The following is a 20,752-nucleotide window of genomic DNA, read 5'->3' as shown; positions in this document are numbered from 1 at the left end:
CGGGCCTTCGCCCGGCCGCCGTTTCGCTTGCGGCCCAGGGGGCCTACTCCCCCGCCTCCAGGACGGCCATGGCCGCGTTGCGGCCGGGGATGCCGCTCACGCCGCCGCCGCGCACGGCTCCGGCCCCGCACAGCAGGACGTTCGCATGGGCGGTCTCCACGCCCCAGCGGCCGTCGGCTTCGGCGGTCCGGAAGGGCCACGAGAGGTCGCGGTGGAAGATGTTGCCGCCCGGGAGCCTGAGGTCGTGTTCGAGGTCGACGGGCGTCTTGGCCTCGATGCACGGGTCGCCGTTCACGTCCTCGGCGAGGCAGTCGGCGAGGGGCTCGTCGAGGTACGCGTCGAGCTGCGCGATCGTCGCCGCCAGCAGGCGGGCCTTGGCGTCCCCGTTCGCGTCCGGGCCGCCCGCGAAGAGCCGCGCGGGCGTGTGCAGCCCGAAGAGGGTCAGCGTCTGGTACCCGCGGCGCACCAGGTCGTCCCCGAGGATGGTCGGGTCGGACAGGGAGTGGCAGTAGATCTCCGAGGGCGGCGCGGTCGGAAGACGGCCCTCGGCCGCTTCGGCGTACGCGGTTTCGAGCTGCGCGAAGGACTCGGCGACGTGGAAGGTCCCGGCGAAGGCCTCGCGCGGGTCGGCGCCGCGGTCTCGCAGGCGCGGCAGTCGCTTGAGGAGCATGTTCACCTTCAGCTGCGCGCCTTCGGCTTTCGCGGGGCCCGGTTCGCCGAGGAGAGCGGCGAGGGCTTCCGGGGAGGCGTTGACGAGCACGTGCCGGGCGTCGACCGCGGCGGTCCCGTCCCCTTCGGTGTAGGTCACCTCGGCGCGGGACCCGTCCGTCGCCACGCCGGTGACCTCGCGGCCCGTGAGGATCTCGGCGCCCGCCGAGCGCGCGGACTCCGCCAGCGCGTCGGTGAGGGCGCCCATGCCGCCCACGGGCACGTCCCAGTCGCCGGTGCCGCCGCCGATGACGTGGTAGAGGAAGCAGCGGTTCTGCCGCAGGTCCTCGGCCCGGGCGGAGCTGAAGGTGCCGATGAGGCCGTCGGTGAGGACGACGCCGCGGACGAGGTCGTCGGCGAACGCGGCCTCCACGGTCGCACCGAGCGGGGTTTCGAAGAACTGGTCCCAGATGCGGTCGTCGCCGATGCGGCGGCGCAGGTCGGCGCGGTCGGGCAGGGGTTCGGTGAGGGTCGGGAAGACCTTCTGGGCGACGTGGGCGGCGTCGCCGTAGAACGCCTGCCAGGCGTCGAATTCGGTGTCGGAGCCGGTGAGGCGCCGGAAGGACTCGCGGGTGCGGGCCGGGTCCCGGGTGACGAGGAGCCCGGTCGGGCGGCCGCCGCGTTCGGTGGGCGTGTAGGAGGAGACGCCGCGTTTGCGCACCTGGAAGCGCAGGCCGAGGTCGTCGATGATCTGCTGCGGGAGCAGGCTGACGAGGTAGGAGTACCGCGAGAGGCGGGCCTCGACGCCGGGGAACGCGGGCGCGGAGACCGCCGCGCCGCCGGTGCGCCCCAGTCGTTCGAGGACGAGGACGCTCTTGCCGGCGCGGGCGAGGTAGGCCGCCGCGACGAGGCCGTTGTGCCCGCCGCCGACGATGACGGCGTCGTAGGACTTGCGCTGAACCATGCCCATTCCTAACACGGGGTTCAGCCCGGCGGGTGCGGTCGCCGTTCGCCGGCGGTGACGGCCGCGGTGACGGTGTTGGGGCCGGGCGGGAGCGGGCAGGTGCCGTGGTCGGTGAAGACGCACGGCATGTTGAGGGCGCGGTTGAAGTCGAGGGCGACGGTCCCGTCGGCGCCGGGGGCGCCGGGGGCGCCGGTGGTCAGCTGCCGCCAGGCGGCGGTCGTGCGCCCGTTGGTGGCGTCGCGGAAGAGCAGGCTCAGGCGCCCGTCGCCGGCGCCGGTCGCGACGAGTTCCCGCCGCTCGCCGTCGAGGTCGAAGCGGACCTGGCCGATGGCCTGCAGGGTGTGTTCGAGGCCGGGCCGGGCGGCGCCGACGCGGACCGGTTCGGGCGCGTCGTAGGCGGTGAATGTTGCGGGCAGGACCCATGCGGGGTCGGGTTCGAACGCGGGGACGCCGGTGAAGCCGGTGCGGGTGGGGGCCTGGGGGTCGCGGACGCGCAGGGCCAGGCGCCCCTGGCGTGCGGCGATCTCGATCTTCCTGTCGCCCAGGTCGATCCAGCGCGGGCCTGCGGAGACGGTGAGCGAGGTCGCGCCGTCGATCGGGGTCCCGTCGGTGGTGAGGCCGTCCTCGGCGGAGGCGGTGAGGCGGACGGTGTCTGCGGCCGCGCTCCACAGGCCCGGGAGGCCTTCGAGTCGCGCGGGTTCGGCGTCGAGCCAGTGGAAGGCGGTGAGGCTGAGCCAGCCGTGGGGCGCGAGCAGCGCCGCTTCGCGCTCGGCGTGCCAGTCCCGCCACTCGCGGGCGAAGTCGTCGGTCATGCCGGTGCTCCTTGTGTCGCGGTGCTGTCGGTCGGGGTCGTCGTGCCGGGTGCGGGGCGCCAGCCGAGGCTCGGGGCCAGTTCCGTTGCGGTGGCGGTGAGGAGGCGGACGTGCTCGTCGAAGTCGGGCACGCCGGGGACGAAGCTCACGAGCAGGTCGGTGGCGTGGCGCAGCGCGGGGTCGGCCGCCAGGGCGGCGGCCGAGTCGTCCGGCGGTCCGTAGAGGGCGTCGTCCCCCGTCAGGTACTCCTCTACGGACAATCCGGCGACTTCGCGCTTGGCGGAGAGCCACTGCTGCCAGCGGCACACGCCCGGGGTGAGGAGCCGGAGCGCTTCGGCCCGCTGCGGGTGCGGGTAGACGGCGCGGGAGACCTGCACGCGGGGCGGATGGCCGTGGGTCCAGGCTTCGCGGTAGGCGTCGATCCACTCGGCTTGCAGCCGGTGGGCCTGCGGCACGTCGGCGCCGCGCCAGGCGTTGGCGCGGGAGAGCTGGAGCCCGTCCCCGGCCCGTGCGGCGTCGACCGCCGCCGCACGGGCCAGGTCCGCGTTGGAGGTGGTGGCCTGCCACAGGCGGCGGCGCACGCCCGCGCCGGGCGGGTGGAGGGCTTCGCCGAGGCTGTTGAGCGCCTTGCCTTCCAGGACGTCGTGGAGGCGATCGACGGCGGCGTTGAAGAGCCGGTTGCGGTCCTCGAGGTCCTTGCCGAACGCCTCCCAGGCGCCGGGGAACGGGCCGGAGCCGATGCCGAGTTCGAGCCTTCCGCCGCTCAGGGCGTCGAGGGTGGCGGCGTCCTCGGCGACCTTCAGCGGGTCTTCGAGCGGGAGCACGAGGACGCCGGTGCCGAGGCGGATCCGGCTGGTGCGCTGGCTGATCGCGGCGAGCAGCACGAGGGGCGCCGAGACGTGCTCGTTGCCCTGGCGGAAGTGCCGCTGGACGACCCAGCCCGAGTCGTACCCGAGACGTTCGGCGGTCTCGAACAGCGCGATCGCGTCCCGGTAGGCCTGTTCGGGCCGGTCGTCGCGGTCGAGGTGCAGGAGGAAGCCCAGGCGGAAGGGCCGGCCGTCCGGGACGCCGGCGCCGATCGTGTTCGCGCCCATGTCAGCGTCGCAGTGCGGACGGCTGGAGGGACGGGGTCTCGCGGCCGGTGTCGCGCTCGATGAAGTGCGTGCCGGGGGCGACGATGGCGTCGACGCGGTCGAGGACGTCGTCGCCCAGGCTGACGTCGGCGGCCTTGAGGTAGGCGTCGAGGTGTTCCTGGGTGCGGGGGCCGATGATGACGCTGGAGATCGCGGGATGGTTGAGCGCGAAGGCGATCGCGAGGTCGACGAGGGTGAGCCCGTGCTCCTCCGCGAGGCCGGCGAGGGCGTCGGCGGCGGCGAGTTTGCGCGCGTTCTCGGGGGCGGCGACGTCGAAGCGGCCGGGGATGAGGCCGGACCTGGCCGATGCGGGCTGGTCGCCGCCGACGCGGTACTTCCCGGAGAGCCAGCCCGCCGCGAGCGGGCCGTAGCTGATGACGCCTACGCCGTACTTCTGGACGACGGGGAAGACCTCGCGTTCGACGGTGCGGATGAGCAGGGAGTACGGCAGCTGCTCGGTGTGGGGGGCGACCAGGCCGTGCTTCTCGGCGAGCCAGTGCGCCTCGACCAGCTGGTGCGCGGGGAAGACGGAGGTGCCGTAGTAGCGGATCTTCCCCTCGCGGATGAGGTCGTCGAGGGCCTGGAGGGTCTCCAGGAGGTCGGTGTGCGGGTCGGGCCGGTGGGCCTGGTACAGGTCGATGTGGTCGGTGCCGAGGCGGCGCAGGCTGTCCTCGACGGCCCGGCGGATCCAGCGGCGCGAGTTGCCCTTGTGGAGCGGGTTGTCGCCGATCTGGCCGTGGAACTTGGTGGCGAGGAAGAGGTCGTCGCGGCGGTCCTTGATCGCCTTGCCGACGACCTCTTCGGAGCGGCCCTGCGTGTAGACGTCGGCGGTGTCGATCGCGTTGATCCCGGCGTCGAGGGCGGCGTGGATGATGCGGATGCTCTCGCCCTCCTCCTGGGCGCCGCCGAAGTTCATGGCGCCGAGGGTGAACGGGGTGAGCGGGACGCCGGTGCGCCCGAGGACGCGGGTCGGTTCGAGGGTCATGTCCTGGCCTTTCGTCGGTGCTGCGGCGGTGCTGGTTCAGAAGAGCCCGGTGGTGGGCGGTTCCTCGCCGGTGATGCGGTAGGCCCCGGCGACGGCGGCCTTCCACTGGCGCGGGTTGTGGTTGGCGACGGTGCGGGCGTTGCGCCAGTGCCGGTCGAAGCCGAGGGCGCGGTCGGTGATGGACCCTCCCGCGACGTCGAACAGCAGTTCCGATGCGCGCAAAGCGGATTCGATCGCTATCACGCCGGTCTGGGCGACGGCGACCGAGGCTTCGGCGCCGGCCGACCGCGCTTCGGCCCCGGTGAGGTCGCGGGTCGCCTCGAGCGCTTCGGCGGCCACGAGCACCACCGAGCGGGCCGCGTGGGCGCGGGCGGCGATCTCGCCGACGGTGGCTCGCACGTAGGGGTCGTCGCTGGAGCGGGTCGCGCTGGAGTGCTTGATGGGCCGGGCCCGCTCGCGGGCGAACCGGGCCGCGTCGTCGAGCGCGGCCGCGGCGATCCCGGCCTCGATCGCGGCGAGGTAGAGCTGCGCGAACGACCCGAGCCAGGGGCTGTCGAGCCGCGAGGTGTCGCGCACGACCACCTCGTCGTCGCCCACGCGCACGCCGTGCAGGCGGGTGGTGCCGCTGGCGGTGAGGCGCTGCCCGACCGCGTCGAAGTCGTCGAGGCGCTCGACGCCCTCGCGGTCGACCGGGACGGTGAATCCGTACACGGCACCATCTTCGCCCTTGGCGGACCCGGTGAACCAGTCGGCGTAGAGACCGCCGGTCGAGTAGTACTTCTCGCCGTCGACGGTCCACCCGTCGTCGGAAGGACTGCCGCGGCGGATCACGGTGCCGACCGAGCCGCTCGCGCCGCCGGTCCGCTCGTTCGCGGTCCCGGCGAACAGGTCGCCGTCGCGCAGCCGGCGCAGCGTGGTCTCGCGGTGGGGCAGGTCGGGGCGGGAGGCGACCTGGTTGGCGGTGAGGAAGCTCGACCGCAGCGCCTGGGCCACGTTGGAGTCGGCGCGGGCGATGGCGATGACGAGGTCGGCGACGTCGCGCACGGCGCCGCCCGCGCCGCCGTCGGCCTCGGCGATCCCGGTGAGCGTGATGCGCTCGGCCGCAAGGGCCTTGACCTCCTCGAAGGCGTACTCGCGTTCGCGTTCGCGCTGGGCCGCGCCCTCGCGCAGGCGCTCCAGGACCGGGGCGATCGCAGTGCGGATGCCGGCCACGGTGTATTCGGAGGTCATGATGCGATCGCCTTCTTCTCGTTGCGGACCACGCGCCGATGCGGGGAGGGCTCGATGCCGCCGGTTCGGCGCTGAGGCCGCGGTCGGTGGTTGCCTGGACGGCGAGCCGCCGCGGTTCGCGGCGAACTGGGTGCCACACCGCCTCTCGCGGGCCGAGCGCGGCCCGCAGGTCGGCGCGCGGCCGCGTGCAGATGCGAGGCGGGTCCAATGGCGGCGGTCCCGACCGGGAGTGCGGGTCGGGACGCACTTGGCCGGTCCGGGTCGACGCCGGGACGTGCCCCGCGCGCGGTCGCCGCGGGTTGCCCGGGGCTCATGGCGCCACCGCCTGGCGCAGGCCGAAGACGGCCCGCAGGGTCGTGGCCAGGGCCGGGGCCGGGTCGATGAGGAGTGGGACCAGCTCACGCGAGACCGCCGAGACCGCTTCGAGGTCCCCGGCGGCGACCAGTTCGAAGCCGTCGAGCCGGTCGGCTTCGGCCCAGGCGCGCAGTTCGGCGGCGAGGCCGGCGGGATCGGCGAGGTCGCCGACCGCGACGCGCCCGATCAGGGCCGTCTCGGAGCGGGGCAGTCCGGTGGCGCGGAGCGCGTCCGCCAGGGCCGCATCGGCTCCCGGGGTCCGGTCGCGGTCGACCACGACCGCGTCGGCGTGCGTCGCGGCGGCGTCGAAGCCGAGCCCGTCGAGGTCGGCGACGATCACCGGTCGGCCCTGGACCGACGACGGCCCGTCGAGCGGCCCGGCGACCCGGTAGTAGGGGCCGTCGTGGCCGATGGGGCGGATGCGGGCGTCGTCGGCGACGATCCCGGCGTCCTGGTCGCCCCGGAGTGCGGTGCGCGGGAACGACTCCCACAGGCGGGTCAGGACGTCGGCGTACTCGCCCCAGCGCTCGGCGGGGTCGTTCGCGGGCGGCTCGCCCGCGTCGGTCACCTCGTCCCCCGCGCCCGGCAGGAGCGCGACGCCGAGGCGGCCGCCGGTGGCGCGGTCGATCGACAGGAGCCGCCGCGCCGCGTTGTAGGGGGCGTTGCCGCTCGTGGAGAGTTCGGGGACGAACGCGATGCGGTGCGCCCCTGCGAGGTACGCGGCGGCGACCGTCGGTTCGAGGGCCGGGCCCGCCGCCGTCCGGTCGCGCAGCCGGATCGCCGCGACGCCGGCCCGGTCGGCGAGCGCCGCGGCGGCACCGGCGTCGGCGAGGCTCAAGGCGCCCGCGGCGCGATCGCCGACCGCGAAGGCCAGTTGGACGAACGTGCTCATGATGCGACCTCCGAGGTCGGGGCGGGGACGTGCGGGGCCGAAGCGGGCGGCGCGGCCTCGCTCGGCGTCCGAGCGGACGGCTCGGAAACGGTCGGCGGCTCCGGCACCGAACCGGACGGTTCCGAAGCGGGCGGCGCGGGCTCGGCAGGTGCCGGAGCGAACAGGGCCCGGACCGAACCGGCCTCCGGCGCCGCGGGCAGGCCGAGGCCGAGGTGCGCCCTCAAGGTCGCCCCCTCGTACTCGCGCCGGAACAGGCCGCGCCGCTGCAGTTCGGGGACCACGTGGTCGGCGAAGTCGTCGAATCCGGACGGGAGCACGTCGGGCATCACGTTGAACCCGTCGGCCGCGCCCGAGCGGAACCACAGCTCGACGTCGTCGGCGATCTGCTCGGGCGTGCCGACGACGATCCGGTGCCCCGCCCCGCCGGAGAGCGTCCGCAGCAGCTGCCGGAGGGTCGGGTCGTCGCGGTCCACGATCGCCTTCACCACCCGGTAGAACGACTGCGAGCCGCCCGCCTCGTCCGGGTCCACCAGCAGCTCCGCGGGGATCGGCTCGTCGTCGGCGAGCCCGTCCACCGAGAACCCGAGCTGCGCCGACAGGCGTGACCGCGCATACGAGTCCGGGAGCAGGTCGTCCAGGAGCTCCCTGCGGGCCTTCGCCTCCGCCTCGGTCGAGCCGATCACCGTCGACAGGCCCGGCAGGACCACCAGGTCCTCCGGACGGCGCCCGAATCCGGCCGCGCCCGTGCGCAACCCCGCGCGAAACGCCCGCGCATGGTCCAGGTCCTGGTCGGCGGAGAACACGACCTCGGCGACGCGGGAGGCGAGCTTGCGGCCGTCGCTGGAGCCGCCCGCCTGGACCACCACCGGGCGCCCCTGCGGGGAGACGAGGCGGGTCCGGGCGGCCCACGAGGCGACCACGTGCTCGGTGAACTCGGCCGCCCGCGCGTAGCGGGCGGCGTGCTCCGGCTCGCCCGAGCGCCCGAAGTTGCGGGCCGCGACCGGGCCGGCCGTGGTGACCACGTTCCAGCCGAACCGGCCCCCGCTGGCGAAGTCGAGGTCGCCCAGGCGCCGCGCGAGTTCGTCGGGGTCGTTGTAGGAGGACGAGAGGGTCCCGATGAGCCCGATCCGCTCGGTCTGCGCCGCGATGCGGGCCAGCACTGTGGACGGTTCGAGGCTGTTGCCGGTGCGGTGGCGGATCGAGGGGTCGAGCAGCGGGCCGTCGGCGAGGAACACCGCGTCGAGCTTCGCGGCCTCGGCCTTCTTCGCGATCGACGTGTAGTGCTCGATCCCGTAGCTCGCCAGGGCGTCGGTGCCCGGCAGCCGCCACGAGCCGCCGAAGACGCCAGCGTTGAGGATGTTCACGTTGAGGTGCAGATGGTCTGACACGGCGTACTCCTAATCGGACGCTTGCTGGGGCGAGCCGGGCCCCGGGGACCGCGGCGAGCAGTTCCCGGGTGTAGTCCTGGGCGGGGGCCTCGAAGACCGTCGCGGCCGGGCCGGACTCGACCGCGGCGCCGTCCTTCATCACCGTCACGTCGTCGGCGATGAGGCGGACCACCCCGAGGTCGTGGGTCACGAACACGTACGCGAGGCCGAACTCGGCCTGGAGGTCCACCAGCAGCTGGAGGATCTGGGCCTGGACCGAGACGTCGAGGGCGCTCACGGCCTCGTCCAGGACGAGCACGTCCGGGTTGAGCGCGAGCGCCCGCGCGATGGCCACGCGCTGGCGCTGGCCGCCCGAGAGCGCCGCGGGGAGGCGGCCGAGGAAGTCCGCGTCGAGCGCGACCGCTTCGAGGAGCCGCACGACACGGGCCCGGTGGTCGCCCGGAATCTTGAACGCGCGCAACGGCTCGGCGACGATCTTCTCGACGGTGAAGCGCGGGTCGAGCGAGGTGAACGGGTTCTGGAACACGAACTGGAGGTCACGGCGGACTTCGCGGAGCGCCTTGTGCCCCAGTCCGGTGAGTTCGCGGCCGTCCAGGTGCACGGTTCCGGCGTCGGGGGCGTCGAAGCCCACGAGGATGCGCGCGAGGGTCGACTTGCCCGCGCCGGACTCGCCGACGATCGCGTGGGTGGTGCCCCGGCGGACTTCCAGGTCGACGCCGGCGAGGGCGCGCAGTTCGCGGCGCCCCCGGCCGCGGAGCCGGTAGGTCTTCTCGATGCCCTCGGCGTGCAGCACGACCGGGGCGCCGTCGGGGACGGTGCGGGAGGCGGCGGGCTCGAGGCGGCCCGTGCGGCGCGCCGGGGCGGCGTCCAGGAGGCGGCGCGTGTACGGGTCGGCGGCGCGCGCGATGAGGTCGGCGACCGGCCCCTCCTCCCTGATCACGCCGTCCTGCATGACGGCGATGCGGTCGGACCGGTCGAGTGCGACCCCGAGGTCGTGGGTGACCAGGAGGATGCCGATGCCCAATGCCTCTCGGAGCCCGGCGAGGTGGTCGAGAAGTCGCTTCTGGACGGTGACGTCGAGGGCGCTCGTGGGCTCGTCGGCGAGGATGAGCTTCGGCCTGCCCGCCAGGGCGATGGCGATGAGCACGCGCTGCTTCATGCCGCCGGACAGCTCGTGGGGGTACTGGGCGAAGACGCGTTCGGCGTCGGCGAGGCCCGCGGTCCGCAGGCTCTCCAGGGCGGCCTCGCGCCAGACCCCCGCGCCGCCCCGGTTCTGCCTCTTCTGGTTGCCGTGCTCGCTTTCATTGCCGTGCTTGCTCTCATTGCTGTGCTTGCTCTCATTGAAATGCACGGCCTCCACGACCTGCTGCCCGATCTTCTTGACCGGGTTGAGCGAGGTGTTCGGGTCCTGCGGGATGAAGCCGACGTAGTTGCCGCGCACCAGCGTCATGCGCCGGTCGCTCCAGCCGGTGACGTCCACGTCGGAGTAGTGGACGGTCCCGGTGCGGTGTCGCGCCGAAGGCGGGAGCAGCCCGAGCGCGGCCTGGACGAGCGTGGTCTTCCCGGAGCCGGACTCGCCGACGAGGGAGACGAACTCGCCGGGGTCGACGTGCAGGCTCGCGCCGCGGACCGCGGGCTCCCAGCGGCGGCCGGTCCGGTAGTCGACGGTGAGGTCGTCGATGCGCAGCAGCGGTTCATCGGTCATCGGCGGGGGTCCTTCCTGAGCGAGGTGCTGATGCGGTGCGCGGCGATCACGACGAGCGCGAGCGCGGCGCCGGGCAGGACCGCGGTCCACGGGTGGACCGCGACGTAGTCGCGGCCCTCGGCGACCAGGAGCCCCCATTCGGGCTCGGGCGGCGGGGAGCCGTAGCCGAGGAACCCCAGCGAGGCCACGGCGAGCACGGCCGTGCCGACCTCCAAGGCCGCCAGGGCGATCACGGAGCTGAGCGAGTTGGGGACCACATGGCGGGCCATCACGGCGAAGCGGCCCGCGCCGGAGCCGTAGGCGGCCTTCACGTAGTCCTGGCCGACCACGGCGATGACCTCCGAGCGCATGACGCGCGCGAACGAGGCGATCGAGGAGATGCCCACGGCGAGCGCGATGTTGTTGGCGGAGTAGCCGAGCACGGAGACCACGACCATGGCGAGCAGGAGACTGGGGATGGCGAGGAAGACGTCCACGACGCGCATGATCGCGTTGTCCCAGAGCTTCCCGAAGTACCCGGCGACGAGCCCGATGACGGTGCCGACGCCGAAGGCGATGAGCACGGCCAGGAGGGTCGCGGTGAGGGTGGTGCGGGCGCCGTAGACGCAGCGGGCGTACAGGTCGCGGCCGAGGCGGTCGGTGCCGAACCAGTGCTCGGCGCTCGGCGGCGCGAAGCTCGCGCCGGAGTCGCCGATGTAGGGGCTGTAGGAGGTGAACAGCTGCGGGAGCAGGGCCCAGCCGACGGCCAGGAGCACGACGGCCCAGGCCGCGACGAGGACCGGGCGGCGGGCGAGTCCGCCGAGGCGGAGGGCGGGCGGGGCGGCGAGTGCGGTCATCGGGTCCTCCTCACGCCGCCGCGGCCGCGAGCGAGGCCCGCAGTCGCGGGTCCAGCAGCGGGTAGACGAGGTCGACGGCGAGGTTGATGAGCGCGAAGCTCGCGGCCACGAGCACCACGATGCCCTGCACGAGCGGAACGTCGAGCGTGTTGATCGCGGTCTGCGTGAGCCGGCCGATGCCTTCGCGGGCGAACACGGTCTCGGTGATCACCGACCCGGCAATGAGGTTCCCGAAGGTGATGCCGGTGATGGTGAGCGCCGGGAGGCTCGCGTTGCGGAACACGTCGCCTCTGATGATCTGGTCGCGGGTGGCGCCCTTGGCGCGGCTGGTGGTCACGTACCCGGATTCGATCTCGGCGCTGAAGCGGCGCACCAGAAGTTGCGCGATCGGGCCCGACACGGGCACGGCGAGCGTGACGAGCGGGAGCACGAGGCTCGCGGGGCCGTCGTCGCCGAACGCGGGGAACCAGCCGAGCCGGAACGCGAAGATCTGCAGGAGCAGGATGCCGGACAGGAAGACCGGCACCGAGACGGCCGCGGACGGGAGCGATTCGACGAGGTTGCGCAGCCAGGCTCGCCGCGTCGCGGTCGCGGTGAGCGCGATGGCGAAGGCGATGAGCGCGGCCAGCGCGAGCGCCCCGGCCGAGAGGAGGAGGGTGCCCGGGAGGACGCCGAGGACCGCGTCGGTGACGGACTTGCCGGACTGGACCGAGTTGCCGAAGTCCCCGGCGAGCGCGCGGCCGAGGCGTTCGAAGTACTGCACGAGGACGGGCTCGTCGAAGCCGTAGTTGGCGGCGACCTGCGCCCTGACCTCCTCGGGGACGGTGTTGAGCTCGGCGGGGTCGAACAGGAGGTCCTCGGGGTTCGCCGGGAGCACGAACAGCAGGACGAAGGTGAGGGTGAAGGCGGCCCAGACCACGAACAGGGCCCGGCCGGTCTTCAAGGCGGCGTACTGGAGCACGGAATCTCCTCCTTTCAGGATGGTCGCGGCGGCCGGTCCCCCGGCCGCCGCGGACCGTCACTCGCCGTTGCTCTTCCAGGCGTCCACGAAGTGGTTGCGGGACTGGGCGTCGAAGACGATGCCGTGCACGTAGTCGGCCTGCGCGATCACCTGCGAGGGGTTGTAGACCGGGCTGACCAGCGCGTACTGCTCCAGCAGGAGGTCTTGGGCGGCCTCGGCGTACTCCTCGCGCAGGGCCGGGTCGAGGGTGGTCTCGAGTCGGCCGAGGACCTCGGTGACCTCGGCGGCGTCGATGCCCGGGGAGTCCTCGGTGATGGAGGCGGCGTTGCCGAGCGCGGGGCTGTAGGCGAGGTTGAGGACGGCGGGGTCGTTGCGGGAGCGGTTGGCGGCCACCACGTTCCAGTCGGTGGCGGCGCTGGCGAACGCGGCCGTGTAGTCGGGGATGGGGACCACGGTGAGCTGGAGGTCGATGCCGATCTCCTTGAGGTCCTGCTGGATCGACTCGTAGGCGGGCTTGTTGGCGACGAGGTTGGAGATGCCGAGGAGCTTCACTTCGAGGCGCCGGCCGTCCTTGGTGCGGATGCCGTCGTCGCCGGGCGTCCATCCGGCCTCGTCGAGGAGCCGGGAGGCCTCGTCGGGGTCGTATCGCAGCACGGTGTCGCTGTAGTCGGCGTGGCCCTGGACGGAGTCGGCGAGCACGGAGTCGGCGATGGAGTAGGAGTCGGTCAGGACGGTCCGCTCGACGGCCTCGCGGTCCCAGCCGAGCTGGATGGCCTTGCGCACGTTGATGTCGTTGGTGGGGAACAGCTGCGAGTTGAGGTTGAAGAAGATCGAGGTGCCCGAGACGCCGCGGCTGATGATGTCGAAACCCTGGTCGCGCAGGGGCTGCTCGTCGGTGGTGCCGACGTCGAGGGTCGCGTCGATCTCGCCCGAGACGAGCGAGCCGGTGCGCACGCTCGCTTCGGGGATGGTGTTGAACACGACGCGGTCGAGGTGGGCCTCGCCGTCGTGGCCGAGGGCGGGCGGGGACCAGTCGTAGCCGTCGCGTTTGACCAGGACCGTTTTGACCTGCTCTTCCCAGGACTCGTAGACGAACGGGCCGGTGCCGATGATCTTGGCGGGGTCGGTGCGCTCCTCGGCGCTGAGCGCGAGTGTGGAGAGCGAGAGGAATCCGGGCTGGGCGTTGGCGGTGAAGGAGCTGGCCTGGAGGAAGCTCGCGAGCGGGCGCTCGAAGCGGACGACGGCGGTGTGCTCGTCGGGGGTGAGGGTCTCGATGTAGCCGGGCAGGAGCTGGGCGCCGTTGGGGTTGATGCCCAGGGCCTGGTCGCCGTGCACGTACTGGTCGAAGTTGGCCTTCACGACCGCCGAGTCGAAGGGCGAGCCGTCGCTGAAGGTGACGTCGTCCCTGAGGTGGAAGGTGAACTCGGTGAGGTCGTCGGTGTACTCCCAGGACTCGGCCAGCCACGGGGTGATCTCGCCGGTGTCGGGGTCCTGCCAGGTGAGCTTGTCGGTGATGTTGTTGCCGATCGTGGATTCGGCGTAGTTGGTGCCCCACTGCGGGTCGGGGCTGCGCTGGTAGTCGATGAGCGCGAATTCGAGGGTGCCGCCGCGGACGGGGTCGCCCGCTTCCCCGGAGGCGGGCTCACCGCCGCGGTCGGCGCCGATCCAGGCGCCGGCGGAGAGGACGACGACGAGGGCGGCCGCTGCGGCGACCCAGGGCCAGCGCTGCTTGCGGGCCTGCTCGGCGGTTTCGATGGACTTGCTGAGTGCTGACATGGAGGTGCTCCGTCGGTGCTGCTGGATGGGCGGTTCGGGGGGCGGTCAGGCCCGACACAGCGCACCGGCGATGAGCGCGAGGTCGATCTCGCGCCGGGAGTACAGGAACAGCTCTCGCATAACTCATACTATATCGATAGGATTACTCAAGAATCAAGAGTGAGTTGGGTCATACGAAGAACGGCCGCTCCCGGGCGGACCCGGGAGCGGCCGTTCGTTACGCGGTCAGGCGCCGATGGTGGCGGCGTCGATGACGAACCGGTAGCGGACGTCGGAGGCGAGCACGCGTTCCCAGGCCTCGTTGACCCGGTCGGCGCTGATGACCTCGACCTCGGGGGCGATGCCGTGCTCGGCGCAGAAGTCGAGCATCTCCTGGGTCTCACTGATGCCGCCGATGGCCGAGCCGGCGAACGACCGGCGGGCCAGGAGCAGGCTGAACACGTTCACCGGCAGCGGCTCCGACGGGGCGCCGACGTTGACGAGGGCGCCGTCGACGGCCACCAGGCCGAGGTAGGCGCTGATGTCGATCCCGGCGCTGACGGTGTTGACGATCAGGTCGAACCTGCCCGCGAGCGCCGCGAACGTGTCCGGGTCGCTCGTGGCGTGGTAGTGGTCCGCGCCCATGGCGAGGCCGTCCTCGCGCTTCTTGAGCGACTGCGACAGGACGGTGACCTCGGCGCCCAGGGCGTGGGCGAACTTGACGGCCATGTGGCCCAGGCCGCCGAGCCCCACGACCGCGACCTTCTTGCCGGGCCCGGCGTTCCAGTGGCGCAGCGGCGAATAGGTGGTGATGCCCGCGCACAGCAGCGGCGCGGCCTTCTCGAACGGGATCGACTCGGGGACGCGCAGCACGTAGCGCTCGTCGACCACGACGTTCGTCGAGTAGCCGCCCTGGGTGACCGTGCCGTCCCGGTCGATCGCGTTGTAGGTGCCGGTCATGCCCTTGCGGCAGTACTGCTCGTTGCCGGCGAGGCAGTGCTCGCACTCGCGGCACGAGTCGACGATGCAGCCCACGCCGACCCGGTCGCCGACCTTGTGGCGGGTGACCTCGGACCCGACCGCGGCGACGAACCCGGCGATCTCGTGCCCGACGGTGATCGGGTAGGGCACCGCGCCCCAGTCGCCGCGCACGGTGTGGATGTCGGAGTGGCAGATGCCGGCCCATGCGATGTCGATCAGGACGTCGTTCGGGCCGACCTCGCGGCGCTCGATCGTGCCGGGAACGAGCGGGCCGGAAGCGGAGGTCGCAACGTATGCATTGGCGAGTGTCATCGAAATCCTCGGCTGGTTGGTGCGAAAGAGGCGGGCCGGTCGGCCCTTGCCTCGACCAAGTGAATCCGCTTCGACCGGTGCATGGGAGGCCCGCTCAGTGCCCCCCAGCCCCGGAATGTCGCCACGCCGGGCCGCGGAGGCTCCGCGATGAGCTTCGGGCCGCCGCGCCGCTGGACGATCCCGTGGCCGTCCACGGCGGGCGCACCCTCCGCCCCGTCCGCCGCTGCGCGGCCGGGCGTCGGTGGAGGACACGCCCGTCCCGCGGGGAGGCCGTCAGTCGCGCTCGTAGGCGGCGGCGTCGTAGACCGGCGCGGGGAGTCCGGCGGCGAGGTCGACGATGTCCTCGAAGGCGAAGCCGTCGATGTCCCCGGTGAAGCTGGTCTCGAAGGCGACCGCCCACCCGGCCGGGTCGTAGACGACCACCCAGTAGGAGTGCGAGTCCACGATGCCGAAGGTGCGGGTGGCGACGGTGCGGCCGTCCACTTCGAACTCTTCGCAGGTGTCGTCCTTGTCGGTCTCCGAGCAGTCGATGAGGTACGGCTCGGCGCTGGTCCCCTCCGGCGCGAGACCCGGGAGCCACCCGCCGGGCAGGTGGTAGTAGAGCGAGAAGTACACCGGGATGCCGTCGGCGTCGCTGAAGGGCATGTGGAGGCCGGCCCCGTAGGAGCGGCGGACGGACCCGTCGCCGGTCTCCCCCTGGGTCGGCTGGGCGCTGTCCAGATCGGGGTCGCCGTAGACCTCGCCGATCGCTCCGGCGGCCGCCTCGATGCTGGCCTGGGCGTCGGCGGCCGCGTCGGTCTCCCAAGCCGCGTCATAGGCCCAGCCGGCCGGGACGTCGAGCAGGTCGTCGACGGGCGCGAGTTCGCTCGTGTCGTGGTCGATCTGCGGCATCGCCAGCATCGCGGCGGTCAGGTCCTCCAGGTCCATGTCGCGGCCCTGGCCCTCGCAGTCGAGGTCCCAGGACGAGCGCAGTGCCGACCCGTTGGGGTAGACGACGGCGGCTTCGAGTGCGCAGCCGTGGTCGGCGGTCATGAGCGTGCGTCCGTCGTCGAGGGTCTCGGTCGCGAAGTCGGGGGCCCGGTCGGTCCAGGTCGCCTCGTCGCCGATGAGGTGCTGAGGGAAGGCGGCGCCGCCGGTCGGGCCGGGGTCGGCGGTCCACCCGCCGGGGGCCAGCGCGGTGATGGAGAACGAGGACTGATCCGCCTCCTCGTCGGCGTCGCCGGCGACGTAGCCGCGCAGGTACACCTGGCCGCCGTTGCCCGGCGACTCCCAGGGGCCGAACAGGAGCGGCAGGCCGCGGTAGCCCAGGTCGGACAGTGCGGCGTAGTAGTCGAGGTCGTGCTCCGCCATCGCCTCCGCGATCGCCTCGTCCGAGGGCCGCTCGTAGTCGAGGTCGTCCTCGTCCACGAACCCGGCGTCGGCGGCCAGGTCGCCGAACGCGTCGAGGACCGCGTCGTTGAGGGCGTCGCCGGCGGGGTCGGCGTCGTCGTACACGGCCGCGCCGGGGTACCCGGCGAGGGCGGGGTCGAAGTCGAAGCCGTCGCCCGCCGGGAACCGCTGCTCGGGGGTGCCCGGGGTGCCGGTCAGCGACAGTGCGAGCACGGCGGCGACGGCGGCCGCGCCCGCGCCCGCGGCGGTGCCGACGGCCGCGCGGCGGCGGCGCCGGGCGCGGTAGCCCTCGCGCATGACCCGCTTGATGTCCACTGAAGACGGCGGCGGCGTGGCGTCGGGCCGCGCCTGGACGAACACGGACGCGTCGTCGTACGGGTTCACTTGACTTCCCTTCATCATGCCCGGGCCAGAACGACGGTTCCGGCCATCAACTGGCGCAGTTTGCCCAGCCCCCTTGAGGACTGGCTCTTGACGGTGCCCGCCGAGCAGCCCATCGCCGCCGCGGTCTCGTCCACCGACAGCTGCTCCCAGTACCGCAGCACGAGCGTCACGCGCTCGCGCGCCGTGAGCCGGGCCAGCGCGTCGGCGACGGCCAGGCGCAGGTCGACCTCTTCCTGCGGCCGCTCCAGGGCGCGGACGGGCAGCTCCTCGGTGGTCCGTTCGCGGCGCACCCAGGCGAGCCGGCGGTGGGAGAGGTAGACGTTGGTGACGATCCGGCGCGCGTACGCCGGAGCGCCCTCGGGGTCGACGCGGTCCCAGGCGGAGAACAGCTTGGTGAGCGCCTTCTGGACGATGTCGTCGGCCTCGTACCAGTCCCCGCACAGGTAGTACGCGTACCGCCGCAGTCCGGCGCGGTACGCCTGGTCGAAGGACTCGAATGCGGCCTCGCGCTGCTCCTTGACGTTCACTGGGCCTCTTTCGGGTGGCGGAGGTGGGGCCGGCGCGCCCACGGGGGTGGTCGCGGCCCGGCGAAGTACATACGCCGCGGCGCCCGGCCGCGTTGTCAGGTGCGCGCGGGGAATTTTCGTGTGCTTTCGCGCCTTCCGGTCTGCCAACGGCCGCAGCGGTGGCGCGCGTATTGACCGCCGTCAGACGATGCCGACGGGTTTGGAGAGTTCATGCGAGCGAGATTGTTGGGCGCGGCGGCGGTCATGGCCGCGGCGGGGCTGGTCCCCGGTGCCGCAGCGGCGGAGCCGGCGGAGGAGGCGGTGTCGGACCTCGGTTCGGCGGAGGCCGCGTCGCCCGCCGGCGTGGGCGTCGGCGAGGACGGGATGCTGACGTCCGACGGGTCGGGGCCGGGATTCTCGGTGTCGCGCAACGCGGACGGCGACCGCATCGCGGTGCCGCTGGACGCGGTCGACAAGGTCGCGTCCGGCAGCCTCGACCTGGCGGAGTTCAATGTGGACGACCCGGGTTGGGAGCCGGCGGATCCCGGCCTCTCCGGAACGGCGGTCACGGTCACCGGCGAGTGGCTCGACGGGTCGGCGCCCGATGTGCTGGGCGTGTCCTGGGTCGACCTGGACACCGGCGAGTCGGGCGGCCCCGAGTACTTCGAGGGCGCCACCGGGACGCTCGACCTCGAACCGGGCGGCTACCACCTGGTGGCGATGCTCAACGACTACCTCGACGAGGAGACGTACGAGTCCGTCTTCGCCGTCCAGGAGGTCGTGGTGGGCGATCAGCCGACCGCCACCGTGGTCGACGGCACCAAGGCCGTGCCGGTCGGTTTCGACCTCGACCGCGACGTGGTCGCCGACAGCGTCATGTTCGACGCCTTCAGCTACGCCCCCGGCACCCAGGAGGGGGCCTGGGCCTCCATGTGGGCGTTCCCCGGAGGCGACGTCTACGCGGTCCCGACCGGGGAGCTGTCGGGCGGGCGCGACGTCGGATTCGTCATGCGCGCGGGATACATGAACCCCGAAGGCGCCTCAGAGGCCTACAGCTACAACCTGTTCCGGGCCGGCACCGACGGCATCCCGGGCGACATGGTCGAGACGGTCCACGACGAGGACCTCGCCAGGCTCGACGCCGAGTACCGGACGCTCGGCGCCGACTCCGTCTTCTCCCGCATGGACATGGCCGTGCACCCGGTGTACGACCCGTACGCCTTCACCTCGACCGGCGAGATCGGTCTGCCGTCGGCCCGCACCGAGTTCTACACCGCGGACGAGGACCTCTTCTGGGAGCAGCGCGGCGTCTTCCCCTACGAGGAGATCGCCACGCTCTCGGACTGGGTGTACCGCGACGCGGGCGTCCTCGAACCCGGGTCGGCGACCGCGGCCGTCTGGAACGACGCCCCGGTGTCGGTGGGCCTGGAGAACTGGGGCCAGGACTTCCTTCCGGCGATGTTCTACCGCTGGGACGAGCAGGAGCTCCTGTACTTCTCACCGTGGATGTTCTCGACCTCGAGCGGCGACGAGGCGGTGCAGACCGAGTACCTGCCCGGCGAGATGACCCTCGCCCGCGACGGGACGCTCGTGGCCACGAGCGACGAGATGGGCCTGGCCGTCGAGCAGTCCGAGGTCGGCGCGGGCCGGTTGAAGGTGACCGCCGCGTTCGACCGCGAGACGCCGTGGACCCCGCTGGGGAGCCGGTCCGCGGCGTCTTGGGACTTCGACTACGACCCTGAGGCGAACGCGGCGCTGCCGGTCTCGGTGGTCGAGTTCGCCGCGTCCGGCATCGCGAACGGGTACGCCCAGGCCGGCGCGGTCCAGGACTTCACGCTCGAATTCGCCCAGCAGCCCGGCGCCGACGACCAGGACTGCGCCGCGATGACCTTCGAGGTGTCCTTCGACGACGGCGCGACCTGGACGGCCGTCCCGATCGACCGCGAGGGCGACACCGCGACCGCGAGCGTCCGATTGCCGCAGGACGCCGCGTTCGCGTCGGTGCGCTTCACCGCCGCCGACGCGGCGGGCAACACCGTCGAGCACGAGACCATCCGCTCGTACGGCATCCGATAGGCCGGTGCGGGCCCGGCCGAGCAGGCCGGGCCCGCCTCGTCGGGGCCGCGGCCCGGTTCAGGCGGCGGGGCGGATCGGCAGGGTGATGGTCGAAGGATGGTCGCCGCCGCAGTGGACCTCCTGGTCGGCCGCATCGAGGTCGGCGCCCCGGCCGTGGCGGTCCGGCACGTCACCGCTCGACACCTGGACCCGGATGCGGTGGCCCGTCGCGAAGCGGTACGCCGTGGGCCACAGGTCGACGGGGACCGTCTGCGCTTCGGTCGCCTCGGTGACGCGGGTCAGGCCGTCGCACACGTTCCAGGAGCGGCCCAGCGGGTCCACGTCGCACAGCCGCACGAAGACGTTCGCGGTCGGCCGGGTGGAGCGGAACCGGATCGCGGCGTTCACGTGGCCGACGACCTCGAAGTCCCTGGTGAGGACGTCGGTGGTGAAGGTGAGGACGTCGGGCCGGGCCTCGAGCCAGATGTTGTCGGCCTTGCCGGCGCGGTCGATGCCGTGGCCGCCGAGGGTCGGGGTGGGGTCGTCCGGGTCGTAGCGGAAGCCGACCGTGCCTTCCCGGTGCTTCACCGACAGCGAGCCGTCGGCGCCGAGGAGGACGCGTTTCTCCTTGTAGCCCTGGGGAGGCCAGGAGTCGAAGTCCCGCCAGGCCTCCTCCCCCATCACGTAGAGGCGCACCGCGGCGCGCTCGGCGGGAATGCGGCCGAGGGCCAGCGGGAGGGCGAAATCGAGGGTCTCGGCGACGGCGGCGCGGGCCGTGTCGTCGTGGGCCCACGGCCCGATGGTCAACCGCGGGTGCCGGCCGGCGGCCTGGAGCGCGGCGAAGTCGCGCACCTGGCCGGGCAGGAACGCGTCGTACCAGCCGCCGACCAGCGAGGCCGGGACCGAGAAGTCGGGGAGTACGTCGGCCGCCATCGAGGCGGCCGCCGGCACCATGGCCTTGACCTGGGGCGGGGCGTCGGCGGCGACGGCCCACTGGGCGCCGCCGAGGTGGTTCGGGCCCGCCGGCACGAGGGACCCGCCGAACCAGGGCTGGGCGATGATCCAGGCGATGACGTCGAGGCCGTCCTCGTACTCCTTGCGGAGCGGATCCGCGGCGCCGCCCGCGCCCGCCCGCATGGCCACGCTGATCACCTGGAAGCCGCGTTCGGCCAGGGGCCGGGCGATCGTCCTGTCGTGGAGGCCGCGGTGCTCGTACGGGGTGCGCACGAGCGCGGTCGGCAGCCCTTCGGGTCCGCGCCTGGGAGCCCAGCGGTCGGCGAGGAGCCGGGTGCCGTCGCGCATGGGGACGGGCAGGTCGCGTTCGGTCCTGATGCTGCGGGTCGTGGGGGCGGGGAGCTTGCGGTAGTGCTGGACGGCATGGCTCATGAGGCTCATCGTCACTCCCCCGCGATCGTCGCCTGTCGCGAGTTTAGCGACGATCGGTGAGGTCAGGCCCGGGTTG

At 72.9% G+C, this 20,752-nt stretch carries 15 protein-coding genes and 1 pseudogene; 1 reads left to right on the top strand and 15 read right to left on the bottom strand.

Annotation, left to right across the window (positions count from 1 at the left end; translation table 11 throughout):
* Positions 1-43 precede the first annotated feature (43 nt).
* The 14 genes and pseudogenes from BLQ63_RS01565 to BLQ63_RS01500 form a co-directional block, all read right to left on the bottom strand.
* The gene (locus BLQ63_RS01565) at positions 44-1,612 is read right to left on the bottom strand and encodes a phytoene desaturase family protein (RefSeq protein WP_091027384.1); all 1,569 of its coding nucleotides are present in this window, start codon (positions 1,610-1,612) and stop codon (positions 44-46) included.
* A 20-nt stretch (positions 1,613-1,632) separates the two neighbouring features.
* Entirely contained in the window at positions 1,633-2,424 is a 792-nt protein-coding gene (locus BLQ63_RS01560; RefSeq protein WP_091027383.1) for a DUF1684 domain-containing protein, read from the bottom strand.
* Positions 2,421-3,518, bottom strand: coding sequence for an LLM class flavin-dependent oxidoreductase (locus tag BLQ63_RS01555; RefSeq protein WP_091027382.1), 1,098 nt, complete (start codon positions 3,516-3,518; stop codon positions 2,421-2,423). Before BLQ63_RS01555 ends, BLQ63_RS01560 begins: the two co-directional genes overlap by 4 nt.
* A 1-nt stretch (position 3,519) precedes the next feature.
* Entirely contained in the window at positions 3,520-4,542 is a 1,023-nt protein-coding gene (locus BLQ63_RS01550) for an aldo/keto reductase (RefSeq protein ID WP_091027381.1), read from the bottom strand.
* A gap of 36 nt (positions 4,543-4,578) precedes the next feature.
* Complete coding sequence (locus BLQ63_RS01545; protein ID WP_091027380.1) at positions 4,579-5,772, bottom strand: acyl-CoA dehydrogenase family protein; 1,194 nt, start codon at positions 5,770-5,772, stop codon at positions 4,579-4,581.
* 310 nt (positions 5,773-6,082) lie between these two features.
* Positions 6,083-7,018, bottom strand: a complete 936-nt coding sequence (locus BLQ63_RS01540) for an LLM class flavin-dependent oxidoreductase (protein WP_091028559.1) — start codon at positions 7,016-7,018, stop codon at positions 6,083-6,085.
* Entirely contained in the window at positions 7,015-8,406 is a 1,392-nt protein-coding gene (locus BLQ63_RS01535; RefSeq protein WP_218124988.1) for an LLM class flavin-dependent oxidoreductase, read from the bottom strand. The genes BLQ63_RS01540 and BLQ63_RS01535 overlap by 4 nt, the downstream gene beginning before the upstream one ends.
* 19 nt (positions 8,407-8,425) lie before the next feature.
* Positions 8,426-10,111, bottom strand: a pseudogene (locus BLQ63_RS01530) (dipeptide ABC transporter ATP-binding protein); the annotation flags it as partial.
* Positions 10,108-10,947: an ABC transporter permease gene (locus BLQ63_RS01525; protein ID WP_091027379.1), complete on the bottom strand. Its 840-nt coding sequence runs from the start codon at positions 10,945-10,947 to the stop codon at positions 10,108-10,110. The pseudogene BLQ63_RS01530 and the gene BLQ63_RS01525, both read right to left, overlap by 4 nt.
* Positions 10,948-10,957: 10 nt before the next feature.
* On the bottom strand, positions 10,958-11,908 hold the full coding sequence (locus tag BLQ63_RS01520; RefSeq protein WP_091027378.1) for an ABC transporter permease: 951 nt from the start codon (positions 11,906-11,908) through the stop codon (positions 10,958-10,960).
* Positions 11,909-11,965: 57 nt separating this feature from the next.
* A complete protein-coding gene (locus BLQ63_RS01515; protein WP_091027377.1) occupies positions 11,966-13,684 on the bottom strand; it encodes an ABC transporter substrate-binding protein in 1,719 nt (572 codons plus the stop codon).
* Positions 13,685-13,909: 225 nt separating this feature from the next.
* Positions 13,910-14,956, bottom strand: a complete 1,047-nt coding sequence (locus tag BLQ63_RS01510; RefSeq protein WP_091027376.1) for an NAD(P)-dependent alcohol dehydrogenase — start codon at positions 14,954-14,956, stop codon at positions 13,910-13,912.
* A gap of 273 nt (positions 14,957-15,229) precedes the next feature.
* The gene (locus BLQ63_RS01505; RefSeq protein ID WP_091027375.1) at positions 15,230-16,729 is read right to left on the bottom strand and encodes a hypothetical protein; all 1,500 of its coding nucleotides are present in this window, start codon (positions 16,727-16,729) and stop codon (positions 15,230-15,232) included.
* 14 nt (positions 16,730-16,743) lie between these two features.
* On the bottom strand, positions 16,744-17,256 hold the full coding sequence (locus tag BLQ63_RS01500; protein ID WP_091027374.1) for a SigE family RNA polymerase sigma factor: 513 nt from the start codon (positions 17,254-17,256) through the stop codon (positions 16,744-16,746).
* A gap of 210 nt (positions 17,257-17,466) precedes the next feature.
* Here BLQ63_RS01500 and BLQ63_RS01495 point away from each other — a divergent pair, with 210 nt between their 5' ends.
* Entirely contained in the window at positions 17,467-19,311 is a 1,845-nt protein-coding gene (locus BLQ63_RS01495) for a hypothetical protein (RefSeq protein ID WP_143014723.1), read from the top strand.
* A 57-nt stretch (positions 19,312-19,368) separates the two neighbouring features.
* Here BLQ63_RS01495 and BLQ63_RS01490 read toward each other — a convergent pair whose 3' ends face one another.
* The gene (locus BLQ63_RS01490) at positions 19,369-20,676 is read right to left on the bottom strand and encodes a CocE/NonD family hydrolase (protein WP_218124987.1); all 1,308 of its coding nucleotides are present in this window, start codon (positions 20,674-20,676) and stop codon (positions 19,369-19,371) included.
* Between the last annotated feature and the right edge of the window lie 76 nt (positions 20,677-20,752).

This window comes from Glycomyces harbinensis, from assembly GCF_900101745.1.
GTDB lineage: Bacteria > Actinomycetota > Actinomycetes > Mycobacteriales > Micromonosporaceae > Glycomyces > Glycomyces harbinensis.
Note: the sequence above shows the minus strand (reverse complement) of the source record. Positions and strands in the feature narration are given on the sequence as shown.